Annotated in this window: 9 protein-coding genes; 5 read left to right on the forward strand and 4 right to left on the reverse strand. The window is 70.7% G+C overall.

What is annotated here, in order from left to right; translation table 11 throughout:
- Positions 1–80: 80 nt before the first annotated feature.
- The gene (locus JX005_RS15375) at positions 81–944 is read right to left on the reverse strand and encodes a spermidine synthase (RefSeq protein ID WP_214468473.1); all 864 of its coding nucleotides are present in this window, start codon (positions 942–944) and stop codon (positions 81–83) included.
- Between the two features lie 43 nt (positions 945–987).
- Between JX005_RS15375 and JX005_RS15380 the strand changes: the two genes are divergently transcribed.
- Positions 988–1,743: a 5-oxoprolinase subunit PxpA gene (locus tag JX005_RS15380; RefSeq protein ID WP_214468474.1), complete on the forward strand. Its 756-nt coding sequence runs from the start codon at positions 988–990 to the stop codon at positions 1,741–1,743.
- On the forward strand, positions 1,737–3,293 hold the full coding sequence (locus tag JX005_RS15385) for a 5-oxoprolinase subunit B/C family protein (protein ID WP_214468475.1): 1,557 nt from the start codon (positions 1,737–1,739) through the stop codon (positions 3,291–3,293). Before JX005_RS15380 ends, JX005_RS15385 begins: the two co-directional genes overlap by 7 nt.
- 15 nt (positions 3,294–3,308) lie before the next feature.
- Here JX005_RS15385 and JX005_RS15390 read toward each other — a convergent pair whose 3' ends face one another.
- Genes JX005_RS15390 through JX005_RS15400 form a run of 3 tightly spaced genes read right to left on the reverse strand, consistent with a single transcriptional unit; the run spans position 3,309 to position 11,226 of the window.
- A complete protein-coding gene (locus JX005_RS15390) occupies positions 3,309–5,948 on the reverse strand; it encodes a DUF4062 domain-containing protein (protein WP_214468476.1) in 2,640 nt (879 codons plus the stop codon).
- The gene (locus JX005_RS15395) at positions 5,942–8,566 is read right to left on the reverse strand and encodes a DUF4062 domain-containing protein (RefSeq protein ID WP_214468477.1); all 2,625 of its coding nucleotides are present in this window, start codon (positions 8,564–8,566) and stop codon (positions 5,942–5,944) included. The genes JX005_RS15390 and JX005_RS15395 overlap by 7 nt, the downstream gene beginning before the upstream one ends.
- On the reverse strand, positions 8,563–11,226 hold the full coding sequence (locus JX005_RS15400) for an ATP-binding protein (protein ID WP_214468478.1): 2,664 nt from the start codon (positions 11,224–11,226) through the stop codon (positions 8,563–8,565). Before JX005_RS15400 ends, JX005_RS15395 begins: the two co-directional genes overlap by 4 nt.
- Positions 11,227–11,510: 284 nt before the next feature.
- Between JX005_RS15400 and rpoB the strand changes: the two genes are divergently transcribed.
- From rpoB to JX005_RS15415, 3 genes are all read left to right on the forward strand, one after another.
- Positions 11,511–15,008, forward strand: coding sequence for a DNA-directed RNA polymerase subunit beta (gene rpoB / locus JX005_RS15405; RefSeq protein WP_214468479.1), 3,498 nt, complete (start codon positions 11,511–11,513; stop codon positions 15,006–15,008).
- Between the two features lie 38 nt (positions 15,009–15,046).
- Positions 15,047–18,937, forward strand: a complete 3,891-nt coding sequence (locus tag JX005_RS15410) for a DNA-directed RNA polymerase subunit beta' (RefSeq protein WP_214468480.1) — start codon at positions 15,047–15,049, stop codon at positions 18,935–18,937.
- A 116-nt stretch (positions 18,938–19,053) separates the two neighbouring features.
- Positions 19,054–19,671, forward strand: coding sequence for a hypothetical protein (locus tag JX005_RS15415; RefSeq protein ID WP_214468481.1), 618 nt, complete (start codon positions 19,054–19,056; stop codon positions 19,669–19,671).

The raw sequence follows: 19,671 nt of genomic DNA on the forward strand, positions 1-19,671 counted from the left end.
GCCGGCGCGCGCGGCGCGCGCGGCGCGGGGCCGCAGCGGCGCGCGCAGCGCGGGGCCCAGCGCCGCGCGTGGGCCGCGGGTCAGCGGTCGAAGAGGGAGGACGACGGCTTGGGCGAGGCCGTCGCGTCGGCGTCGGTCGCGACGCGGGCACCGCGGGCGAATTCGGCGAGCTCGGCGCCCTGCGCGACCTTGGCCGGGTGCGGGCCCGCCGCCATGAGACGCGGGAGCCATTCGGTCGGCAGCGGCGCGCGGGATGCGGCGATCACGAGGTTGCCGAAGCGGCGGCCCTTGAGCGTCTGCACCTCCGCCAGCACGATGACGTGCTCCAGCACGGCCGCGACCGTGGCGACCTGGCGGCGGGCGAAGGCGAGTCCGGCGCCGTCGGACACGTTGACGAGCAGAACGCCGTCGGGCGCGAGGAACCGCGCGGCCTTGGTGTAGAACTCGACGGTCGTGAGATGGGCGGGGGTCTGCGCGCCGGAGTACACGTCCGAGACGACGAGGTCGGCAGCACCGACGAGCCCCGCCGGCAGGCGGCCCAGCACCTCGCGGGCGTCGCCGATCCGCACCCGGATCGACGCCCCGCGCGGCAGGGGCAGGTTCTCGCGCACGAGGTCCCACAGCGCCGGCTCGAGTTCGGCGACCTGCTGCCGCGAGCCCGGCCGCGTCGCCTCGACGTACCGCGGGATGGTGAGGGCGCCGGCGCCCAGGTGGATCGCGGTGAGCGGCTGTCCCGGCATCCGCAGCCTGTCGATCACGGCGCCCATGCGAGCGACGTATTCGAAGTGCAGGTGGGTCGGGTCGTCGAGGTCGACGTGGGACTGGGGCGTGCCGTCGACGTCGAGCTCCCATCCGCCGCCGAACGGCGAGCGGATCACGGAGGCGATCGTCCCGTCGAGGAGGCGCGTCGACGGAGCGGGTGCCTCGTCCCCTCCGCGCGCCATGCTTCTCACGTTAGTCCGCGGGCCCGCGCAGTACCGTGGAGACATGGCGGCCATCGACCTCAACGCCGATCTCGGCGAGACCGTCGACGGCGTTCCCACGGCCGACGACGAGGCGATGTTCGCGGTGATCTCGAGCGCGAGCGTCGCCTGCGGCGGGCATGCGGGGGATGCCGCGTCCATGCGCGACGCGGTCGAACGCGCGGCCCGGTTCGGGGTCGCCGTCGGCGCGCATCCGTCCTACCCCGATCGCGCGGACTTCGGCCGCACCGCGATGGCGATGGCGCCCGACGCGCTCGCCGCGGAGGTCGCGATGCAGCTCGGCGCGCTCGTCGCCGCCGGCGCCGACCTGCGCTACGTCAAGCCGCACGGCGCGCTGTACCACGCCGTCACCGCCGACCGGGGGCAGGCCGATGCCGTGGTCCGGGCGGTCGCCGACCAGTCCGAGCTGCTCGGCCGCGCTCTTCCCGTGCTCGGCCTGGGCGGCGAGATCGCGACGGCTGCGGCATCCGCGGGTCTTCCGTTCGTGCGCGAGGCGTTCCTCGACCGCGGCTACCTGCCGGACGGCGGTCTGGTGGCGCGCACGGCGCCCGGCGCGCTGCTCGACGACGCCCGCGCGGTCGCCGATCGCGCCGTGCGCCTCGTGCGCGAGGGCGTCGTCGAGGCCGTGGACGGCTCGCTCGTCGAGGCGGACGCCGCGTCACTGTGCCTGCACGGCGACTCGCCGTCGGCCGTCGCCATGGCCCGCGCGGTGCGCGCGGCGCTCGACGACTCCGGCATCGAGGTGCGCGCGCCGTGGTGAACGTGCGGGTGCTGCCGGTCGGAGAACGCGCCTTCCTGCTCGAGGCCGAGACGCTCGGCGACGTGCTCGCCGTGCACGCGGGGCTCGAGGCGTCCCGCCCCGACGGTGTGATCGATCTCGTACCCGCCGCCCGCACCGTGCTGATCCGAGTCGACCCGCGCGTCTTCGCGGTGTCCGCGGCGCGCACCTGGGCCGAGCGCACCGCCGCAGCCGCCGAGCAGCGTGCGGCGGACGCGGGCCCGACGGTCGAGGTCGACGTCGTCTACGACGGAGCCGACCTCGCCGAGACCGCAATCCTGCTGGGCATCGCGCCGCGCGAGCTCGTCGAGCGCCACACCGGCGCCGCCTGGACCGTCGCCTTCACCGGGTTCGCGCCGGGCTTCGGCTACCTCGTGAGCGACGACTGGACGTTCGACGTCCCGCGGCTCGCGAGCCCGCGCACCCGCGTGCCCGCCGGCGCCGTCGGGCTCGCCGCCGGCTTCACGGGCGCCTACCCGCGCGAGACCCCGGGCGGCTGGCGGCTGATCGGGCGCACGGCGGCGACATTGTTCGACCCGGATGCCGCGTCCCCGGCCCTGCTCGCGCCGGGAATGCGCGTGCGGTTCCGCGCCGTCCGGGAGCTCGTCGCGGCCGAAAACCTCGAGGCATCCGAAGAAACCGAGGCAGCCGAGCCGGCGGCACCCGGGTTCGAGGTGGTCGAGCCGGGCCTCTTCGCCACCCTGCAGGACGCGGGACGCCCGGGCGCCGCGGCGCTGGGCGTCGCCGGCTCCGGCGCGCTGGACCGTGCGGCGCTGCGCACGGCGCACCGGCTGGTCGGCAATCCCGAGGACGCGACGGGGGTCGAGATCACGATGGGCGGCTTCCGCGCCGTCGCGCGGCGAGACCTGTGGTTCGCCGTCACCGGGGCATGGGGGCCGCTGCGACTCGACGGCCGCGAGGTGGATCCGTACGAGGCTCACCCTTGGCCGGCGGGCGCGGAGCTGCACGTGGACTGGTTCGCCCACGGGGCGCGCGCGTACCTCGCCGTTCGCGGCGGGCTCGAGGGGCGCATCGCGCTCGGCTCCCGGTCGACCGACGTGATGGCGGGGCTCGGCCCCGAGCCGCTGCGTGCCGGGGCGGAGGTGGGCGTCGGGGATGAGGCATCCGCTCCCATCCCGGCGAGCGTGCTGGCACCCTGGGGTGCCCCGCACGACGACGAGGTGGAGATCGAGCTCGCGCCCGGGCCGCGCGCGGACTGGTTCGCTCCGGAAGCGATGACGGCGCTGTACGAGTCGGTGTGGACCGTGTCGAACGACGCCGACCGCGTCGGAGCGCGACTCGACGGACCGGAGCTCGTGCGCTCGCGCACCGGTGAGCTGCCGAGCGAAGGCATGGTTCCCGGGGCGCTGCAGGTGCCGCCGAGCGGGCGGCCGACGATCCTCCTCGCCGACGGCCCCGTCACCGGCGGGTACCCGGTCATCGCGGTGGTGACGGATGCCTCGCTCGACCTCGTCGCGCAGGCCCGGCCGGGCACGCGCCTGCGGTTCCGCCACGCGCGCAGGACCGAGTAGCCGGCGAGCGCGCGGTCACCAGTGGCGCAGCGCCTCCGCCACGCCTTCGTGCTCGTCCGGAGGGAGAGCGAGGCGCACCGCCTCGGGCACGCTCAGCTCGCCGCCCGCCGCCTCGCCGGCGTCGACGCTGTCGGGATCGCGGCCGCGCAGGATGTCGAGGTAGGGCGTGTGCACCGTGAAGGCCCCGACATCGAAGATGCCGATCCGCCGCCGGATCACGCCGGCGGCGACCGCGAGCGCCGACGCGCGATAGGCCTCGCCGTGGGCGGCCGAGACGGCGCAGATGCCCTCGAGGCTGTATGCGACGCCCTCCTCGTAGTGCAGGCGCACCGACAGCAGGAGCGTATGGATGAACTCCCGCTCGGCCTCGTCGATGTTGCCCAGCTGGAAGTTCAGGCGGGAACGGAGGTTGCCGGCGACGGAGGTCGTGAAGATGTCGCCGCCCGCGGAGGCGAGCTCGGTCGCGCGATCGAAGTGGGCGAGCGCAGCGTCCGTCTCGCCTCTCACCCAGGCGAGGCGTCCGAGCGACACCTCGGTGATCGCCTCCGCCCAGTCGTTGCCGAACTCCCGGAGCTTCGCGACCGCCTTCCGCAGCTCCTTGTCGGCCTTGGCGATGTTGGGGTCGCGCAGCTGCACGCGCGCCGTCGCCCGCGCCGCGAGCGCCATGGCCGAGGCGCCCTCGTCGCCGCTCTCGGTGAACAGCCGCACGCATTCTCCGAGCCCCGCGACCACCTGTTCGCTCGGTCGCTGCCACATCTCGCCCCACAGTGCGAGGAACCACGCCACCGCGCGCGTGTGCTGAGTGATGGGCCGGTCGTGCTGCTTGTCCAGCAGTTCGAGCATCCACAGCCGCACCTCGGCGAAGAACCCGGAGATCCACCAGTAGATGAGCAGGCTCCACGCGAAGTCGCCCGCGTCGTCGAGGCGGTCGGTGTAGATGAGGTGCCGCACGGCTGCGCGCAGGTTGGGCAGCTCGAGCCCGAGCTGCACGACCGCCTCCGCCTGCGCCTGGCCGCCGAGGCCCGGGGCGACACGGCGCACGAGATCGAAGTAGTAGTCGGCGTGTGCGGCGCGCACCCGGTCCGCTTCGCCGCGGGCTTTCAGACGCCCCAGCGAGTACTCGCGCACGATCGCGAGCAGCGAGAACACCGACCGGCCGCCGATCTCGGTCTGCTTCACCAGCGACGCGTCGACGAGCGCCGCGAGCGCATCGATCTCGAGCCCCTCCCACGACCGGCCGACGCCCAGGGCTTCGACGGCATCGAGCGTGAAGCGCGTCGCGAAGACGCCGAGGTCTTCGAGCAGCTCGCGCTGCTCGTCGGGAAGGAGGCTCACGCTCCAGTCGATGGTCGCCCGCATCGTCCGATGTCGTTCGGGAAGATCGCGCACGGCGGCGGTGAGAAGGGGGAGGCTCTGCCCGAGCCGTTGGGAGATGCCCGCGGGGGTGAGGATCCGCACCTTCGCGGCGGCCAGCTCGATCGCCAGCGGAAGCCCGTCGAGCTGACGGCAGATGTCGGCGAGGTCGGCGGCGTTCTCCTCCGTGACGTCGAACCCCGGCTTCACGGCCTGTGCCCGATCCAGGAAGAGCGCGACTGCGGCGGATCGGGTGGCGCGGTCGACGCTCGCGGGGTTGCTGCCCGGCGGCGTCGAGAGCGGCGGCACCTCGTACACGCGCTCGCCGCGGATGCGGAGCACGACGCGGCTCGTCACCAGGAACGTCGCCGTCGGCGCCACCGTGTACAGCCGGACGAGCACCGGCGCGGCCTCGACGACTTGCTCGAAGTTGTCGAGCACAACGAGGACCTTGCGCTCGGCGAGTGCGTGCGAGATGCGCTCCTCGAGCGCTGCCTCGCCGTTGTCGCGAATGCCGAGGTGGTACGCGATCGTGGGGAGCAGCAGCCCCGGCTCGAGCACGCCCTCCAGCAGAACGAAGTAGGTGCCGTCGGGGAACAGGTCCTCGGTGGAGAGCGCCGTCTCGATCGCCAGGCGACTCTTGCCGATGCCCCCGGGGCCGATGAGGCTCACCACACGGTCGGAGCCGCGCGCGAGCAGGTCGCGCACGGCCGCGATGTCGGCGTCGCGCCCGATGGTCTTCGTGTACGGCACTGGCACGCGCGCGACGAGCGAGGCCGCGGCCGCCGCTGGATCGGGCTCCTCGGCGAGCTGCGACTCGTCGAACCGCTCGGCGAGCAGCATGGCGAGGTCATCGGCCACCTGATCCTCCAGATCCTCCGGCGAGTGGAAGTGGAGGTAGGCGGCGGTGTCGTCGGCTTGGATGCGGGCGATGAGGTCGGTGAGGCGGGGGTCGCGGGTGTCGGAGGCTTTGATGTAGATGAGTTTGGGCATGGTCTTGGGGGCGAGGTTGTACTCGTCCTCGAGGCCGGAGATCTCTTCGTCGGGGGCGACCCAACCGTAGCTGGAGCCGTAGATGCCGACGAACACGTCGCTCTGGGAGAGGTAGGAGCGGTAGAGCTCCCGGGGCGGGTGGGGGCGGGCGCCGAGTTCGAACATGACCGGTGCCAGGCGCATACGCTCGATCGCGGCGCGCACGGCGCGGCGTTCGTCGGCCAGTTCGCGCAGGGTCGAACTGACGAACACCCGGATCCGCTGATCGGGAGTGCGGATGACGGGATGCTGCGACTGGACGTTCACCATCGCAGGAGGGCCTCTCTCGCCGGCGTGTCCACCCGGGGGAGCGCGAGGCGGATCGCGTCCGCGGCGCTCATCTCGGCGCCGTCGCGCTCACCCGCCTCGACGCCGGCCGGGTCGCGCTCGCGCAGGGCCGCCAGGGGAGCGATGTGCACGGCGAACCCCTCCACGTCGAACATCCCCGTCGTCTGGCGGAGCGACCGGGTGACCGCCGAGAAGACGCCGGCGCGCCAGGGATCACCGCGCAGTGCGGCGATCGCGCACATGCCCTCGAGGCCGTAGGCGGCGCCCTCGGCGAATCGCAGGCGGGCCGACAGATCGAGCGTCAGGAAGTACTCCTGCTCGGCGGCCTCGATCTCGCCCAGCATGACGAAGATGCGCGCGCGGTTGTTGCCCGCCACCGCCCGCGTGAAGATGTCCTGCTCGGCGTCGGCGATCTCCGCCGAGCGGTCGAAGTGCGTCCGCGCGTCGGCGACCGAGCCGCGGACGATGCTGAGGAATCCGAGGCCGACTTCGGCCAGCGCTTCGCCCCAGCCGTCGCCCAGTTCGCTGAGTGTGGCGACCGCCTGTGTGAGCTCGGCCTCGGCGGCGACCGGGTCGAGGCCCGGGAAGTTGAGGCGTGTGGTCGCCCGTGCGGCGAGGGCCATGGCCGAGGCATCCCGATCACCGCTCTCGGAGAACAGCCGGACGCACTCGCCCAGTCCGTCGACCACCTGGTCGCTCGGCCGCTGCCACATCTCGCCCCAGAGCGAGAAGAAGGTCGCGATGGCCCGCGTGCGGTCGGCGAGCGCGCGATCGCCGGCGAGCAGCTCGAGCATCCACAGTCGCACCTCGGCCCAGAGGCTCGAGATCCACCAGTACGGCAGCAGGCACCACGCGAAGTCGGCCGCCTCGTCGACGAGCTCGGCGTGCACGAGGTGCCGTGCCGCAGCCCGGAGATTGGGTACCTCGAGGCTCAGCTCCGCGACGGCTTCGGCCTGGCCGGGCCCGCGCAGGTCGGGCGCGATGCGGCGCACCAGGTCGAGGTAGTACGAGCCGTGGGCGATCCGCATCGCGGCGGCCTCCCCGCGTTCGACGAGGCGCTCCACGGCGTACTCCCGCACGATCGACAGCAGCGAGAACGCGGAGCGCCCGGCGGTGTCGACCTGCTTCACCAGGGACGCGTCGATGAGTGCGGCGAGCGTCTCGATCGCGCCCTCTCCCCACGAGCGGCCCGCGCCGAGCGCCTCCACCGCCTCGAGCGAGAACCGCGCGGCGAAGACGCCGAGACCGTCGAGCATGTCGCGCTGCTCGGGGGAGAGCAGGCTCACGCTCCAGTCGATCGTCGCGCGCATCGTGCGATGGCGCTCGGGCAGATCCCGCGAGGACGACGACAGCAGCGGGAGGCTCTGCTCGAGGCGCTGCGCGACGTCGTGCGCCGTCAGGATGCGCAGCTTCGCGGCGGCCAGCTCGATCGCGAGCGGAAGGCCGTCGAGGCGCCGGCAGATGAGGATGATGTCGTGGGCGTTCTCCGCGGTGAGGGCGAAGCCCGGCTTCGCGGCCTGCGCGCGCTCGGCGAACAGGAGGCACGCGGCGGACGAGCGCGCATGGTCGAGCGTGGCCGGGGTGCCCTCCTCCGGCGCCGGGAGCGCATCCACCTCGAAGACCTGCTCGCCGCGGATGCGCAGCACGCTGCGGCTGGTGACGAGGAACGTCGCGCGGGGCGCGAGGGTGTAGAGCCGGACGAGCACCGGCGCCTCGTCGACGAGCTGCTCGAAGTTGTCGAGGACGAGCAGCACCCGCCGCTCGCCGAGGGCGCCCGCGATGCGCTCCTCGAGCGTGCCGCCGCCGGTGTCGCGCACGCCCAGGATGTAGGCGATGGTCGGCAGCAGCAGGTCGGGTTCGAGCACGCCCTCGAGGGGGACGAAGTACACGCCGTCGGGGAAGAGGTCGGAGTTCGCCCGCGCGGCTTCGATCGCGAGCCTGCTCTTGCCGATCCCGCCCGGGCCGATGAGGCTCACGACGCGGTGGTCGCGCGAGCCGAGGAGTGCGCGCAGCTCGGCCAGCTCGCCGTCGCGACCGATGGTCTGCGTATACGGGACGGGCACTCGGGCTCGCAGCGACTGCGATGCCTCGGCCGCCGCACCGCCGGAGGAGCCCTTCGACTGATCGAATCGCTCGGCGAGCAGCATGGCCAGGTCGGCCGCGACCTGCTCCTCGAGACCGGCGGAGTCCTCGAAGTGGAGGTAGGCGGCGGTGTCGTCGGCTTGGATGCGGGCGATGAGGTCGGTGAGGCGGGGGTCGCGGGTGTCGGAGGCTTTGATGTAGATGAGTTTGGGCATGGTCTTGGGGGCGAGGTTGTACTCGTCCTCGAGGCCGGAGATCTCTTCGTCGGGGGCGACCCAGCCGTAGCTGGAGCCGTAGATGCCGACGAACACGTCGCTCTGGGAGAGGTAGGAGCGGTAGAGCTCGCGGGGTGGGTGGGGGCGGGCGCCGAGTTCGAACATGACCGGTGCCAGGCGCATGCGCTCGATCGCGGCGCGCACGGCGCGGCGTTCGTCGGCCAGTTCGCGCAGGGTCGAACTGACGAACACCCGGATCCGCTGATCGGGAGTGCGGATCGCGGGGAACGACTCCCCAGTCATGACGACATCATGGACCCGGAAGCGCCGGTCGCGCCATCCTTCTCTCGCGCGCGACCCGGCGGCACCGCGGGCACGCGGCGCAGCGCGAAGGCCGCCGCCTCCCGGGCCGACCACAGGCGTCCGCGGGCGATCGCGTCCTCGACCTCCGGCCCGTCGCCGCCGGCTGCGGAGAGGTAGCGCCGGTGGAAGACGAACTGAGGGGCGTCGAACATCGTCAGCCGCTCCCGCGTGCTGTCCGCCGCGCCCGCGAGGAGCGCCGCGGTCTCGACGTCTCCGCGCAGCGAAGCGACCGCCGAGAGGCCCTCGATCGCGTACGCGATGCCCTCGTCGTGGTCGAGCTCCATCGACATGCGCATCGCCTCCGTGAAGCCGAAGGCCGCGGCATCCGTCTCCCCCGCCAGCAGTCGCGCCCGGGCCAGGTGATGCGTCGCGACCGAGAGCCCGAAGATGCCCCCGCCGTCGCGGGCCGCCGTCGAGGCCTCGGCGAACCGCCGCGCCGCCTCCGCCGGCTGGTCGAGCGCCCACTCCAGCCGGCCGAGCGCGATGAGCGCGAGCACTTCAGCCCACCGCTGACCGCCCTGGCGGAACCGCTCCGCGCAGCCCTCGAGGTCGGCGGCCATCGCGTGGATGTCGGGGTCGCCCATCGTGATCCGCGCCAGTCCCGCCGTCGCCTCGGCCATCGTCGCCCCGAAGTCGTCGCCGGCCTCCGCGAAGAGCGCGCTCGACTCGAGCAGTCCGCTCACGACGCCGTCGCGCTCGTCGGTGCGCCACATCTCCGACCACAGGAAGTAGAAGCGCGCGATCGCCCGGGCGCGAGGAGAGAGAGCGGATGCCTCGGCCAGCAGCTCCTCCATCCACACCCGCACCTCGTAGAAGTAGCCCCGCAGCCACCAGTAGATGTAGAGCCGCCAGGCGATGTCGGTCGCGGCGTCCGCGTCGCCGACGCCGATGAGGTGCCGCACCGCGGTGCGCAGGTTGCCGCGCTCGAGGTCGAGTCGGCGCGTGGCGCTGCGCTGGTCGGCGCCGCCCAGGGAGGGCGCGATGCGGCCCGTCAGCTCGAGGTAGTAGGAGGCGTGCGCGTCGCGCAGGCGCCGTTCGTCGCCCGCCTCGCGCAGGTGGTCGACGGCGTACTCGCGCACGGTGACGAGCATCGTGAAGACCGCCTGCCCGTCGACCTCGGACTGCGCGACGAGCGAGTTGTCGATGAGCACCTCGAGCGCCTCGATCGCGCGCGGCTCCCACGGGCGCCCCGCCGAGAGGAACTCGACCGCGTCGAGGGTGAAGCCCGCGGAGAAGACGCCGAGATCGCAGAGCATCGCCCGCTCGTCGTCAGCCAGCAGGCCGGCCGACCAGTCGATCGTCGCGCGCAGCGTGCGCTGGCGCGGGGGAAGGTCGCGCGCGGAATCTCCGAGCACCGACGCGCGGCCGTGCAGACGCGCGAGCACGGCGTCGGGGGTGAGCAGCCGCATGCGCGCGGCGGCCAGCTCGATCGCCAGCGGCAGGCCGTCGAGCGCCTGGCACAGCGACACGACGGCGGGCGTGTTCTCGGCGGTGAGGGCGAAGTCCGGCTTCACCGCGCGAGCGCGCTCCACGAACAGCTCGACGGCGGGGGAGCCGGCGGCGCGCGACACCGAGTGCGGCGCGGCCGCGTCGGCGGTCTGCAGGGGCGGCACGTCGTACACCCGCTCGCCGCGCACGCGCAGCACGGCCCGGCTGGTCACCAGGAGCGAGGTGTGCGGGGCGATCGAGTAGAGCCGGACGAGCTCGGCCGCGGCATCCACCAGCTGCTCGAAATTGTCGAGCACGAGGAGCATGCGCTTCGCGGACAGGGCCAGCGCGAGCCGCTCCTCGACCGGGATGTCGCCGCTGTCGCGGATGCCGAGCGCGTAGGCGATCGTCGGCAGCACGAGCCGCTCCTCGAAGACGTTCTCGAGCCCGACGAAGACGGCGCCGTCGGGGAAGTGCGGGCGGGCGGCCTCCGCCACCTCGAGCGACAGGCGGCTCTTGCCGATGCCGCCCGGACCCAGGAGGGTCACGAGGCGGTGCCCGCCCGATGTCAGCAGGTCCACGACCTCGGCGACCTCGCGCTCTCGGCCGATGATGCGGGTGTAGGCGGCCGGCATCGGCGTCGCCGGCGTGGGGGACGGGGCGCGATCGCCCTGCCGGGACGCGTCGAACCGCTCGGCGAGGAGCACGGCGAGATCGGCCTCCACCAGCCGTGCGAGCTCGTCCGGAGAAGAGAATCCCTTGTACGAGACGGTGTCGTCCTCCTGGATGCGGCGGACCAGCGCGTCGAGGCGGTCGTCGCGGCCCGCCGACTCGCGCAGGTAGATCAGCTTCGGCATGCCGCGCGGAGCGAGCCGGTACTCGTCCTCGAGGCCGGAGAGCTCCTCGCCCGGCGCGACCCAGCCGTAGCTGTCGCCGTAGATGCCGACGAACACGTCGCTCTGCGCCAGGTACGACCGGTAGAGGTCCCGAGGCGGGTGCGGTCGCGCGCCCAGCTCGAACATCACCGGCGCGAGATGGAGCGCCTCGACGGACGCGCGCACGGCGCGCCGCTCCGCCTCCAGCTCCTTCAGCGTCGAGCTCACGAACACGCGCAGCCGCTGATCGGGCGTGCGGATCGGCGCGCCCGAGCCCCCCTGGCTCCCCAGCCTCATCCGCTCATTGTGGGGGTGGGATGCCGCGTCCGTCCACTGTTCCGGCGCGGTTATACCGCAGCATCCGAGGCTCGTCAAGGATCCCGCTGGACATGGCGCGTCATTCCACGTATAGTGGGTCCTTGCGCTCTTGGATTCCCCCTGCCCTCATATGGTGGTCGGCTGTGCCTGCGCGCCCTCGCTTCACGGCGAGGCGTGACGCGCGGGCAATCGGGGACGAATGAGCACTCCACACCTGACGACAAGGAAACGAGCCCTACCCGGGCCCACCGGAGGTAATCCCCTTGGCTGCTGCGCGCAACGCATCCACCACCACCACCCCCAAGAACGGCCGCGGAGCATCCCGCCTCTCGTTCGCCAAGATCTCCGACACGCTGACGGTCCCTGACCTGCTGGCGCTTCAGACCGAGTCCTTCGACTGGCTGGTCGGCAACGACGCGTGGAAGACGCGCGTCGCCGACGCCCAGAAGGCCGGTCGCACCGATGTCCCCGAGATCAGCGGTCTCGAGGAGATCTTCGAGGAGATCAGCCCCATCGAAGACCTGAGCGAGACGATGCAGCTCTCGTTCACGAACCCGTACCTCGAGCCCGAGAAGTACTCCATCGAGGAGTGCAAGGAGCGCGGCAAGACGTACGCGGCCCCGCTCTACGTCGAGGCCGAGTTCATGAACCACCAGACCGGTGAGATCAAGACCCAGACGGTCTTCATGGGCGACTTCCCGCTCCAGACCGGCAAGGGCACGTTCATCATCAACGGCACCGAGCGCGTCGTCGTGTCGCAGCTCGTCCGTTCGCCCGGCGTCTACTTCGACCGCACCCCCGACAAGACGTCCGACAAGGACATCGTCTCGGCGCGCGTCATCCCCAGCCGCGGTGCGTGGCTCGAGTTCGAGATCGACAAGCGCGACCAGGTCGGCGTCCGCATCGACCGCAAGCGCAAGCAGTCGGTCACCGTCTTCCTCAAGGCGCTCGGCCTGACCAGCGAGGACATCCTCGCCGAGTTCGCCGGCTTCGAGTCGATCGAGGAGACGCTGTCGAAGGACACGATCCTCTCGAAGGAGGACGCCCTCCGCGACATCTACCGCAAGCTCCGTCCGGGCGAGCAGGTCGCCGCCGAGGCCGCCCGCGCGCTGCTGGACAACTTCTACTTCAACCCGAAGCGCTACGACCTGGCCAAGGTGGGTCGCTACAAGATCAACCAGAAGCTCGGCCTCGACAAGCCGCTGACGGACTCGGTCCTCACCGTCGACGACATCGTCGCGACGATCAAGTACCTGGTGCGCCTCCACCGCGGCGACGTCACGTTCGACGGCATCCGCGGGGGCAAGCCCGCCGAGATCCGCCTCGACATCGACGACATCGACAACTTCGGCAACCGTCGCATCCGTGCGGTCGGCGAGCTCATCCAGAACCAGGTCCGCACCGGTCTGTCGCGCATGGAGCGCGTCGTCCGCGAGCGCATGACCACGCAGGACATCGAGGCGATCACGCCGCAGACCCTGATCAACGTCCGCCCCGTCGTGGCCGCGATCAAGGAGTTCTTCGGAACCTCGCAGCTCTCGCAGTTCATGGACCAGAACAACCCGCTCGCGGGCCTGACCCACAAGCGCCGCCTCTCGGCGCTCGGTCCCGGCGGTCTGTCGCGTGAGCGTGCAGGCGTCGAGGTCCGTGACGTCCACCCCTCGCACTACGGCCGCATGTGCCCGATCGAGACGCCGGAAGGCCCGAACATCGGTCTGATCGGCTCGCTCGCATCGTTCGCGCGCATCAACGCGTTCGGCTTCATCGAGACGCCGTACCGCAAGGTCGTGAACGGCAAGGTCACCGACCAGATCGACTACCTCACCGCGAGCGAGGAGAGCGACTACATCGTCGCGCAGGCCGGCGTCGAGCTGAAGGCCGACGGCCACTTCGCGCAGGACCGCATCCTGGCCCGCCGCGGTCAGGGTGGCGAGGTCGACCTGTTCCACGCCGAGGAGATCGGCTACATGGATGTCTCGCCGCGCCAGATGGTGTCGGTCGCGACGTCGCTCATCCCCTTCCTCGAGCACGACGACGCCAACCGCGCCCTCATGGGTGCGAACATGCAGCGTCAGGCTGTTCCGCTGCTCCGCTCGGAGTCGCCCGTGGTCGGCACCGGCATGGAGGGCTTCGCGGCCATCGACGCCGGTGACGTGGTCACGGCCGACAAGGCCGGCGTGGTCCTCGAGGTCTCGGCCGACGTGGTCACCGTGCAGCTCGACGAGGGCGGCACCCAGGACTACTTCCTGCGCAAGTTCGACCGCTCCAACCAGGGCACGAGCTACAACCAGCGCGTCGTGGTCTCGGCGGGCGACCGCGTCGAGGTCGGCGAGGTCATCGCCGACGGCCCGGCGACGGAGAACGGCGAGCTCGCGCTCGGCAAGAACCTCCTCGTCGCGTTCATGACGTGGGAGGGCCACAACTTCGAGGACGCCATCATCCTCAGCCAGGACCTCGTGAAGGACGACACCCTCTCCTCGATCCACATCGAGGAGTACGAGGTCGACGCCCGTGACACGAAGCTCGGCAAGGAGGAGATCACGCGTGACCTCCCCAACGTGAGCCCCGACCTGCTGAAGGACCTCGACGAGCGCGGCATCATCCGCATCGGCGCCGAGGTGCGTCCCGGCGACATCCTCGTCGGCAAGGTCACGCCCAAGGGCGAGACCGAGCTGTCGGCCGAGGAGCGCCTGCTCCGCGCGATCTTCAACGAGAAGAGCCGCGAGGTGCGCGACACGTCGCTGAAGGTGCCCCACGGTGAGCAGGGCACGATCATCGCGGTCAAGGAGTTCAACGCCGAGGACGGCGACGACGAGCTCGGCTCCGGCGTCAACCGCCGCGTCGTGGTCTACATCGCCCAGAAGCGCAAGATCACCGAGGGTGACAAGCTCGCCGGCCGTCACGGCAACAAGGGCGTCATCGCGAAGATCCTCCCCGTCGAGGACATGCCGTTCCTGGCGGACGGCACGCCGGTCCAGGTCATCCTGAACCCGCTCGGCATCCCGGGTCGAATGAACTTCGGTCAGGTTCTCGAGCTGCATCTCGGCTGGATCGCCCAGCAGGGCTGGAAGGTCGAGGGAACCCCGGAGTGGGCCGCGCGCCTGCCCGAGCAGGCTCTCGAGGCTCCGGCCGGCACGAAGGTCGCGACCCCGGTGTTCGACGGCGCGTTCGAGGAGGAGATCGCAGGTCTTCTCGACTCGACCAATGTCACCCGCGACGGCGAGCGTCTCATCGGCTCCAGCGGAAAGACGCTGCTGTTCGACGGCCGTTCCGGCGAGCCGTTCCCGGCTCCCGTCTCGGTGGGCTACATGTACATCCTGAAGCTGCACCACCTCGTGGACGACAAGATCCACGCGCGGTCGACGGGCCCCTACTCGATGATCACCCAGCAGCCGCTCGGTGGTAAGGCCCAGTTCGGCGGTCAGCGCTTCGGTGAGATGGAGGTGTGGGCCCTCGAGGCCTACGGCGCCGCGTACGCGCTCCAGGAGCTCCTCACGATCAAGTCCGACGACATCCTCGGCCGCGTCAAGGTCTACGAGGCGATCGTCAAGGGCGAGAACATCCAGGAGCCCGGCATCCCCGAGTCGTTCAAGGTGCTCATGAAGGAGATGCAGTCGCTCTGCCTGAACGTCGAGGTCCTCTCGGCCGACGGCACGGCGGTCAACCTCCGCGACACCGACGACGACGCCTTCCGCGCCGCAGAAGAGCTCGGCATCAACATCTCCAGCCGCTTCGAGTCCTCGTCGATCGACGAGATCTGATTCCGGCCCTTTAGAAGAATTCCGACACAGGAGAACCAGTGCTCGAATCAACCACTTTCGATCAGCTTCGCATCGGCCTGGCCACTGCCGACGACATCCGTCGTTGGTCGTTCGGCGAGGTCAAGAAGCCCGAAACCATCAACTACCGCACGCTGAAGCCCGAGAAGGACGGTCTCTTCGGAGAGCAGATCTTCGGGCCGTCGCGTGACTGGGAGTGCGCGTGCGGCAAGTACAAGCGCGTGCGCTTCAAGGGCATCGTCTGCGAGCGCTGCGGCGTCGAGGTCACCAAGTCCTCGGTCCGTCGCGAGCGCATGGGCCACATCGAGCTCGCCGCGCCCGTCACCCACATCTGGTACTTCAAGGGCGTCCCGTCGCGTCTGGGCTACCTGCTCGACATGGCGCCGAAGGACCTCGAGAAGGTCATCTACTTCGCCGCGTACATGGTGATCTCCGTCGACGAGGAGGCGCGTCACCGCGACCTCGCGACGCAGGAGAACAACATCCGTCTCGAGCTGAAGACGATGGCCGACCGCCGCGACTCGCGCATCGCGACCCGCCTCCAGAAGCTGGAGGAGGAGCTCGCCGCGCTCGAGGAGGAAGGCGCCAAGGCCGACCAGAAGAAGAAGGTCAAGGACGCCGCCGAGAAGGAGATGGCCTCGATCCGCAAGAACGCGGACGACCAGATCGCCCGTCTCGAGCGCGTGTGGGAGGACTTCCGCACGCTCGAGGTCGGCGCGCTCAAGGGCGAGGACGAGATCTTCCACGAGCTGCAGGACCGCTTCGGTCAGTACTTCGAGGCCCACATGGGCGCGGAGTCGATCAAGCGCCGTCTCGAGGCGTTCGACCTGCAGGCAGAGGCCGACAGCCTCCACCTGCAGATCTCGGAGGGCAAGGGCCAGCGCAAGATCCGTGCGATCAAGCGCCTGAAGGTCGTCAACTCGTTCCTGTCGACCGGCATGTCGCCGGCCTCGATGGTTCTCGACGTCGTCCCGGTGATCCCGCCGGAGCTGCGCCCGATGGTGCAGCTCGACGGTGGCCGCTTCGCGACCTCCGACCTCAACGACCTCTACCGTCGTGTGATCAACCGCAACAACCGCCTCCGTCGCCTGATCGACCTCGGTGCCCCCGAGATCATCGTCAACAACGAGAAGCGGATGCTGCAGGAGGCCGTCGACGCGCTGTTCGACAACGGCCGCCGCGGTCGTCCCGTCACGGGCACCGGCAACCGCGCCCTCAAGTCCCTGAGCGACATGCTCAAGGGCAAGCAGGGCCGGTTCCGCCAGAACCTGCTCGGCAAGCGCGTGGACTACTCGGGTCGTTCGGTCATCATCGTCGGACCCCAGCTGAAGCTGCACCAGTGCGGTCTGCCCAAGCAGATGGCCCTCGAGCTCTTCAAGCCGTTCGTGATCAAGCGCCTGATCGACCTCGGTCACTCGCAGAACATCAAGGCGGCCAAGCGCGCCGTCGAGCGCACGCGTCCCGAGGTCTGGGACGTGCTCGAGGAGATCATCCGCGAGCGCCCCGTGCTGCTCAACCGCGCGCCCACGCTGCACCGTCTCGGCATCCAGGCCTTCGAGCCTCAGCTGGTCGAGGGCAAGGCCATCCAGCTGCACCCGCTCGTCTGCGCCGCGTTCAACGCGGACTTCGACGGCGACCAGATGGCCGTGCACCTGCCGCTGTCGGTCGAGGCTCAGGCCGAGGCCCGCATCCTGATGCTCGCGTCGAACAACATCCTGAAGCCGTCGGACGGCCGCCCGGTGACCCTGCCCTCGCAGGACATGATCATCGGTCTGCACCACCTGACGACCGTCAAGGAGGGCGCCGCCGGTGAGGGTCGTGTGTTCGGCTCCGTCGGCGAGGCGATCCTGGCGAAGGACGAGGGCACCCTCGACCTGCAGGCCAAGGTGCGCATCCGCATCCCCGGCATGACCTTCCTCGAGTCCGAGGGCGAGACCGCCGAGAGCATCGCCGCGTACGAGCGCAACGGCCTCGTCGAGACCTCGCTGGGTCAGGCGATCTTCAACGACACGCTCCCCAAGGGCTACCCGTTCGTGCGCGAGCAGGCGGACAAGGGCAAGCTGTCGCAGATCGTCAACAAGCTGGCCGAGGAGTACCCGAAGGTGGAGGTCGCGGCTTCGCTCGACCGCATCAAGGACGCCGGCTTCTACTGGGCCACCCGTTCGGGTGTCACGGTGGCGCTGAGCGACATCCTCACCCCGCCGAACAAGGCCGAGATCGTGGCCGGCTTCGAGAAGCAGGCCGCGAAGGTCCAGGCGCAGTTCGAGAAGGGTCTCACCACCGACGCCGAGCGTCGCCAGGAGCTCATCAAGATCTGGACCGAGGCGACCGACGCCGTCCAGAAGGCGATGCGCGACAACTTCCCGGAGGACAACACCATCAACCGCATGGTGTCGTCGGGTGCTCGTGGTAACTGGCTGCAGATCCGCAACATCGCGGGTATGCGAGGCCTGGTGAACAACCCCAAGGGTGAGATCATCCCCCGTCCGATCATCTCCTCGTACCGCGAGGGTCTGTCGGTGGCGGAGTACTTCATCGCGACGCACGGTGCCCGCAAGGGTCTGGCCGACACGGCCCTCCGTACGGCCGACTCGGGTTACCTCACCCGTCGTCTCGTGGACGTCTCGCAGGATGTCATCATCCGCGAGGAGGACTGCGGCACGACGAAGGGCCTCGAGCTGCCGATCGCCGCGCTGGGCTCGGACGGCACGCTGCTGCGCGACGCGAACGTCGAGAACTCGGTGTTCGCCCGCACGCTGTCCTCCGACGTCGTCAGCCCCGCGGGCGAGGTGCTCGCCGAGGCGGGCGACGACGTGGGCGACGTGCTCATCGACCGGCTCGTGGCCGGCGGCGTGGAGTCCATCAAGGTCCGCTCCGTCCTCACGTGCGAGTCGGCCGTCGGCGTCTGCGCGAAGTGCTACGGCCGTTCGCTGGCCACCGGCAAGATCGTCGACATCGGCGAGGCGGTCGGCATCATCGCCGCCCAGTCGATCGGCGAGCCCGGCACCCAGCTGACGATGCGCACCTTCCACACCGGTGGTTCGGCGTCGGCCGACGACATCACGCAGGGTCTTCCCCGCGTGCAGGAGCTGTTCGAGGCGCGCACCCCGAAGGGTGCCTCCCCGATCGCCGAGTCGGACGGCCGCATCACGATCGACGAGACCGACAAGTCGAAGAAGATCATCCTCACGCCTGACAACGGCGACGAGCCGCACGTCTACCCGGTCCTGAAGCGTGCGACGCTTCTGGTCGAGGACGGCCAGCACGTCACCGTCGGTCAGGCCCTGCAGGTCGGCACGCTCGACCCCAAGGAGGTCATGCGTGTCATGGGTGCCCGCGAGGTGCAGAAGTACCTCGTCAACGGCGTCCAGGGCGTGTACCGCTCGCAGGGTGTTCCGATCCACGACAAGCACATCGAGGTCATCGTCCGCCAGATGCTGCGCAAGGTCACCGTGGTCGACCACGGCGAGACCACGCTGCTCCCGGGTGAGCTGGTCGACTTCAAGCGCTACCAGAACATGAACCGCGAGGCCGTGGCCGAGGGCAAGCGCCCCGCGTCGGGTCGTCCGGAGCTCATGGGCATCACGAAGGCGTCGCTCGCGACGGAGTCGTGGCTGTCGGCCGCATCGTTCCAGGAGACGACGCGCGTCCTCACCCAGGCGGCGATGGAGGGCAAGAGCGACCCGCTCGTCGGCCTCAAGGAGAACGTCATCATCGGAAAGCTCATCCCCGCCGGAACCGGACTTGCGAAGTACCGCAACGTCTCGGTCGAGGCGACGGAGGAGGCCAAGAGCGAGCGGTACCCCAACCGCATCTTCGCCTCGGACGGCGCCTACTCGGACGCCGACCTGAGCTACGTCGACTTCGACAGCTTCTCCACCGACGGCGACTTCAGCGGCAACTACAACTGATCGTCTGAGTTCACACGAAGGGCCCCGGTTCGCCGGGGCCCTTCGTCGTGCGCTGCGCGCCGCGCCGCGGCATCCGACTCCGTCGTCTTACCGTGGAGAAGGAGGTGGTGGGGGCCATGGCACGCGTGGGTGGACGCAACTCGTGGATCGCCGTGCCCGTCGGGCTCGGCTGCGCCGCGATCGTCGGCGCCCTGATCTGGCTCTCGCTGCCCATGGTGCCGGTCACGGTCGCTTGGGCGGGCGACATGCTCCGCAACGCGACGGCGCCCCGCGTGGAGCCGCCGGCGGACGAGACGCCGGCTCGCCAGACGCTCGCCGGGAAGGCTCCGGAGTGCCGCGCCCTGTACTCGGACGCCCTGTGGAACGAGATGACGTGGACGGGGCGCACGCTCCTCGATCAGAACCTCGACCCGCCGCCGACGACGGTGACGTCGCTCACGGAGGTCCTCGCGCCGGATGTGCGCGTGACCTGCAGCTGGACGGCTTCCGACGGCGGCGCGGTGTCGTCGACGCTCGCAGCCGTCGACGACGAGGCCCCGGCGCTGGCCGAGGCGGCCCTGCGCGGTCAGGGCTTCTCGTGCGCGACCGGCGAGGAGGGCCTCCGCTGCACCGGGGGAGCAGGTGACGCGATCGAGGCGCACGTCTTCCGTGAGGGGTTGTGGCTCGTGAGCCTGGAGACGACGTGGCACCCCGAGGACTACGCCACCCGGCTGGAGCGCCAGGTGTTCGGCTGA

The sequence above is a fragment of the Microbacterium flavescens genome (genome assembly GCF_018588945.1).
Taxonomy (GTDB): domain Bacteria; phylum Actinomycetota; class Actinomycetes; order Actinomycetales; family Microbacteriaceae; genus Microbacterium; species Microbacterium flavescens.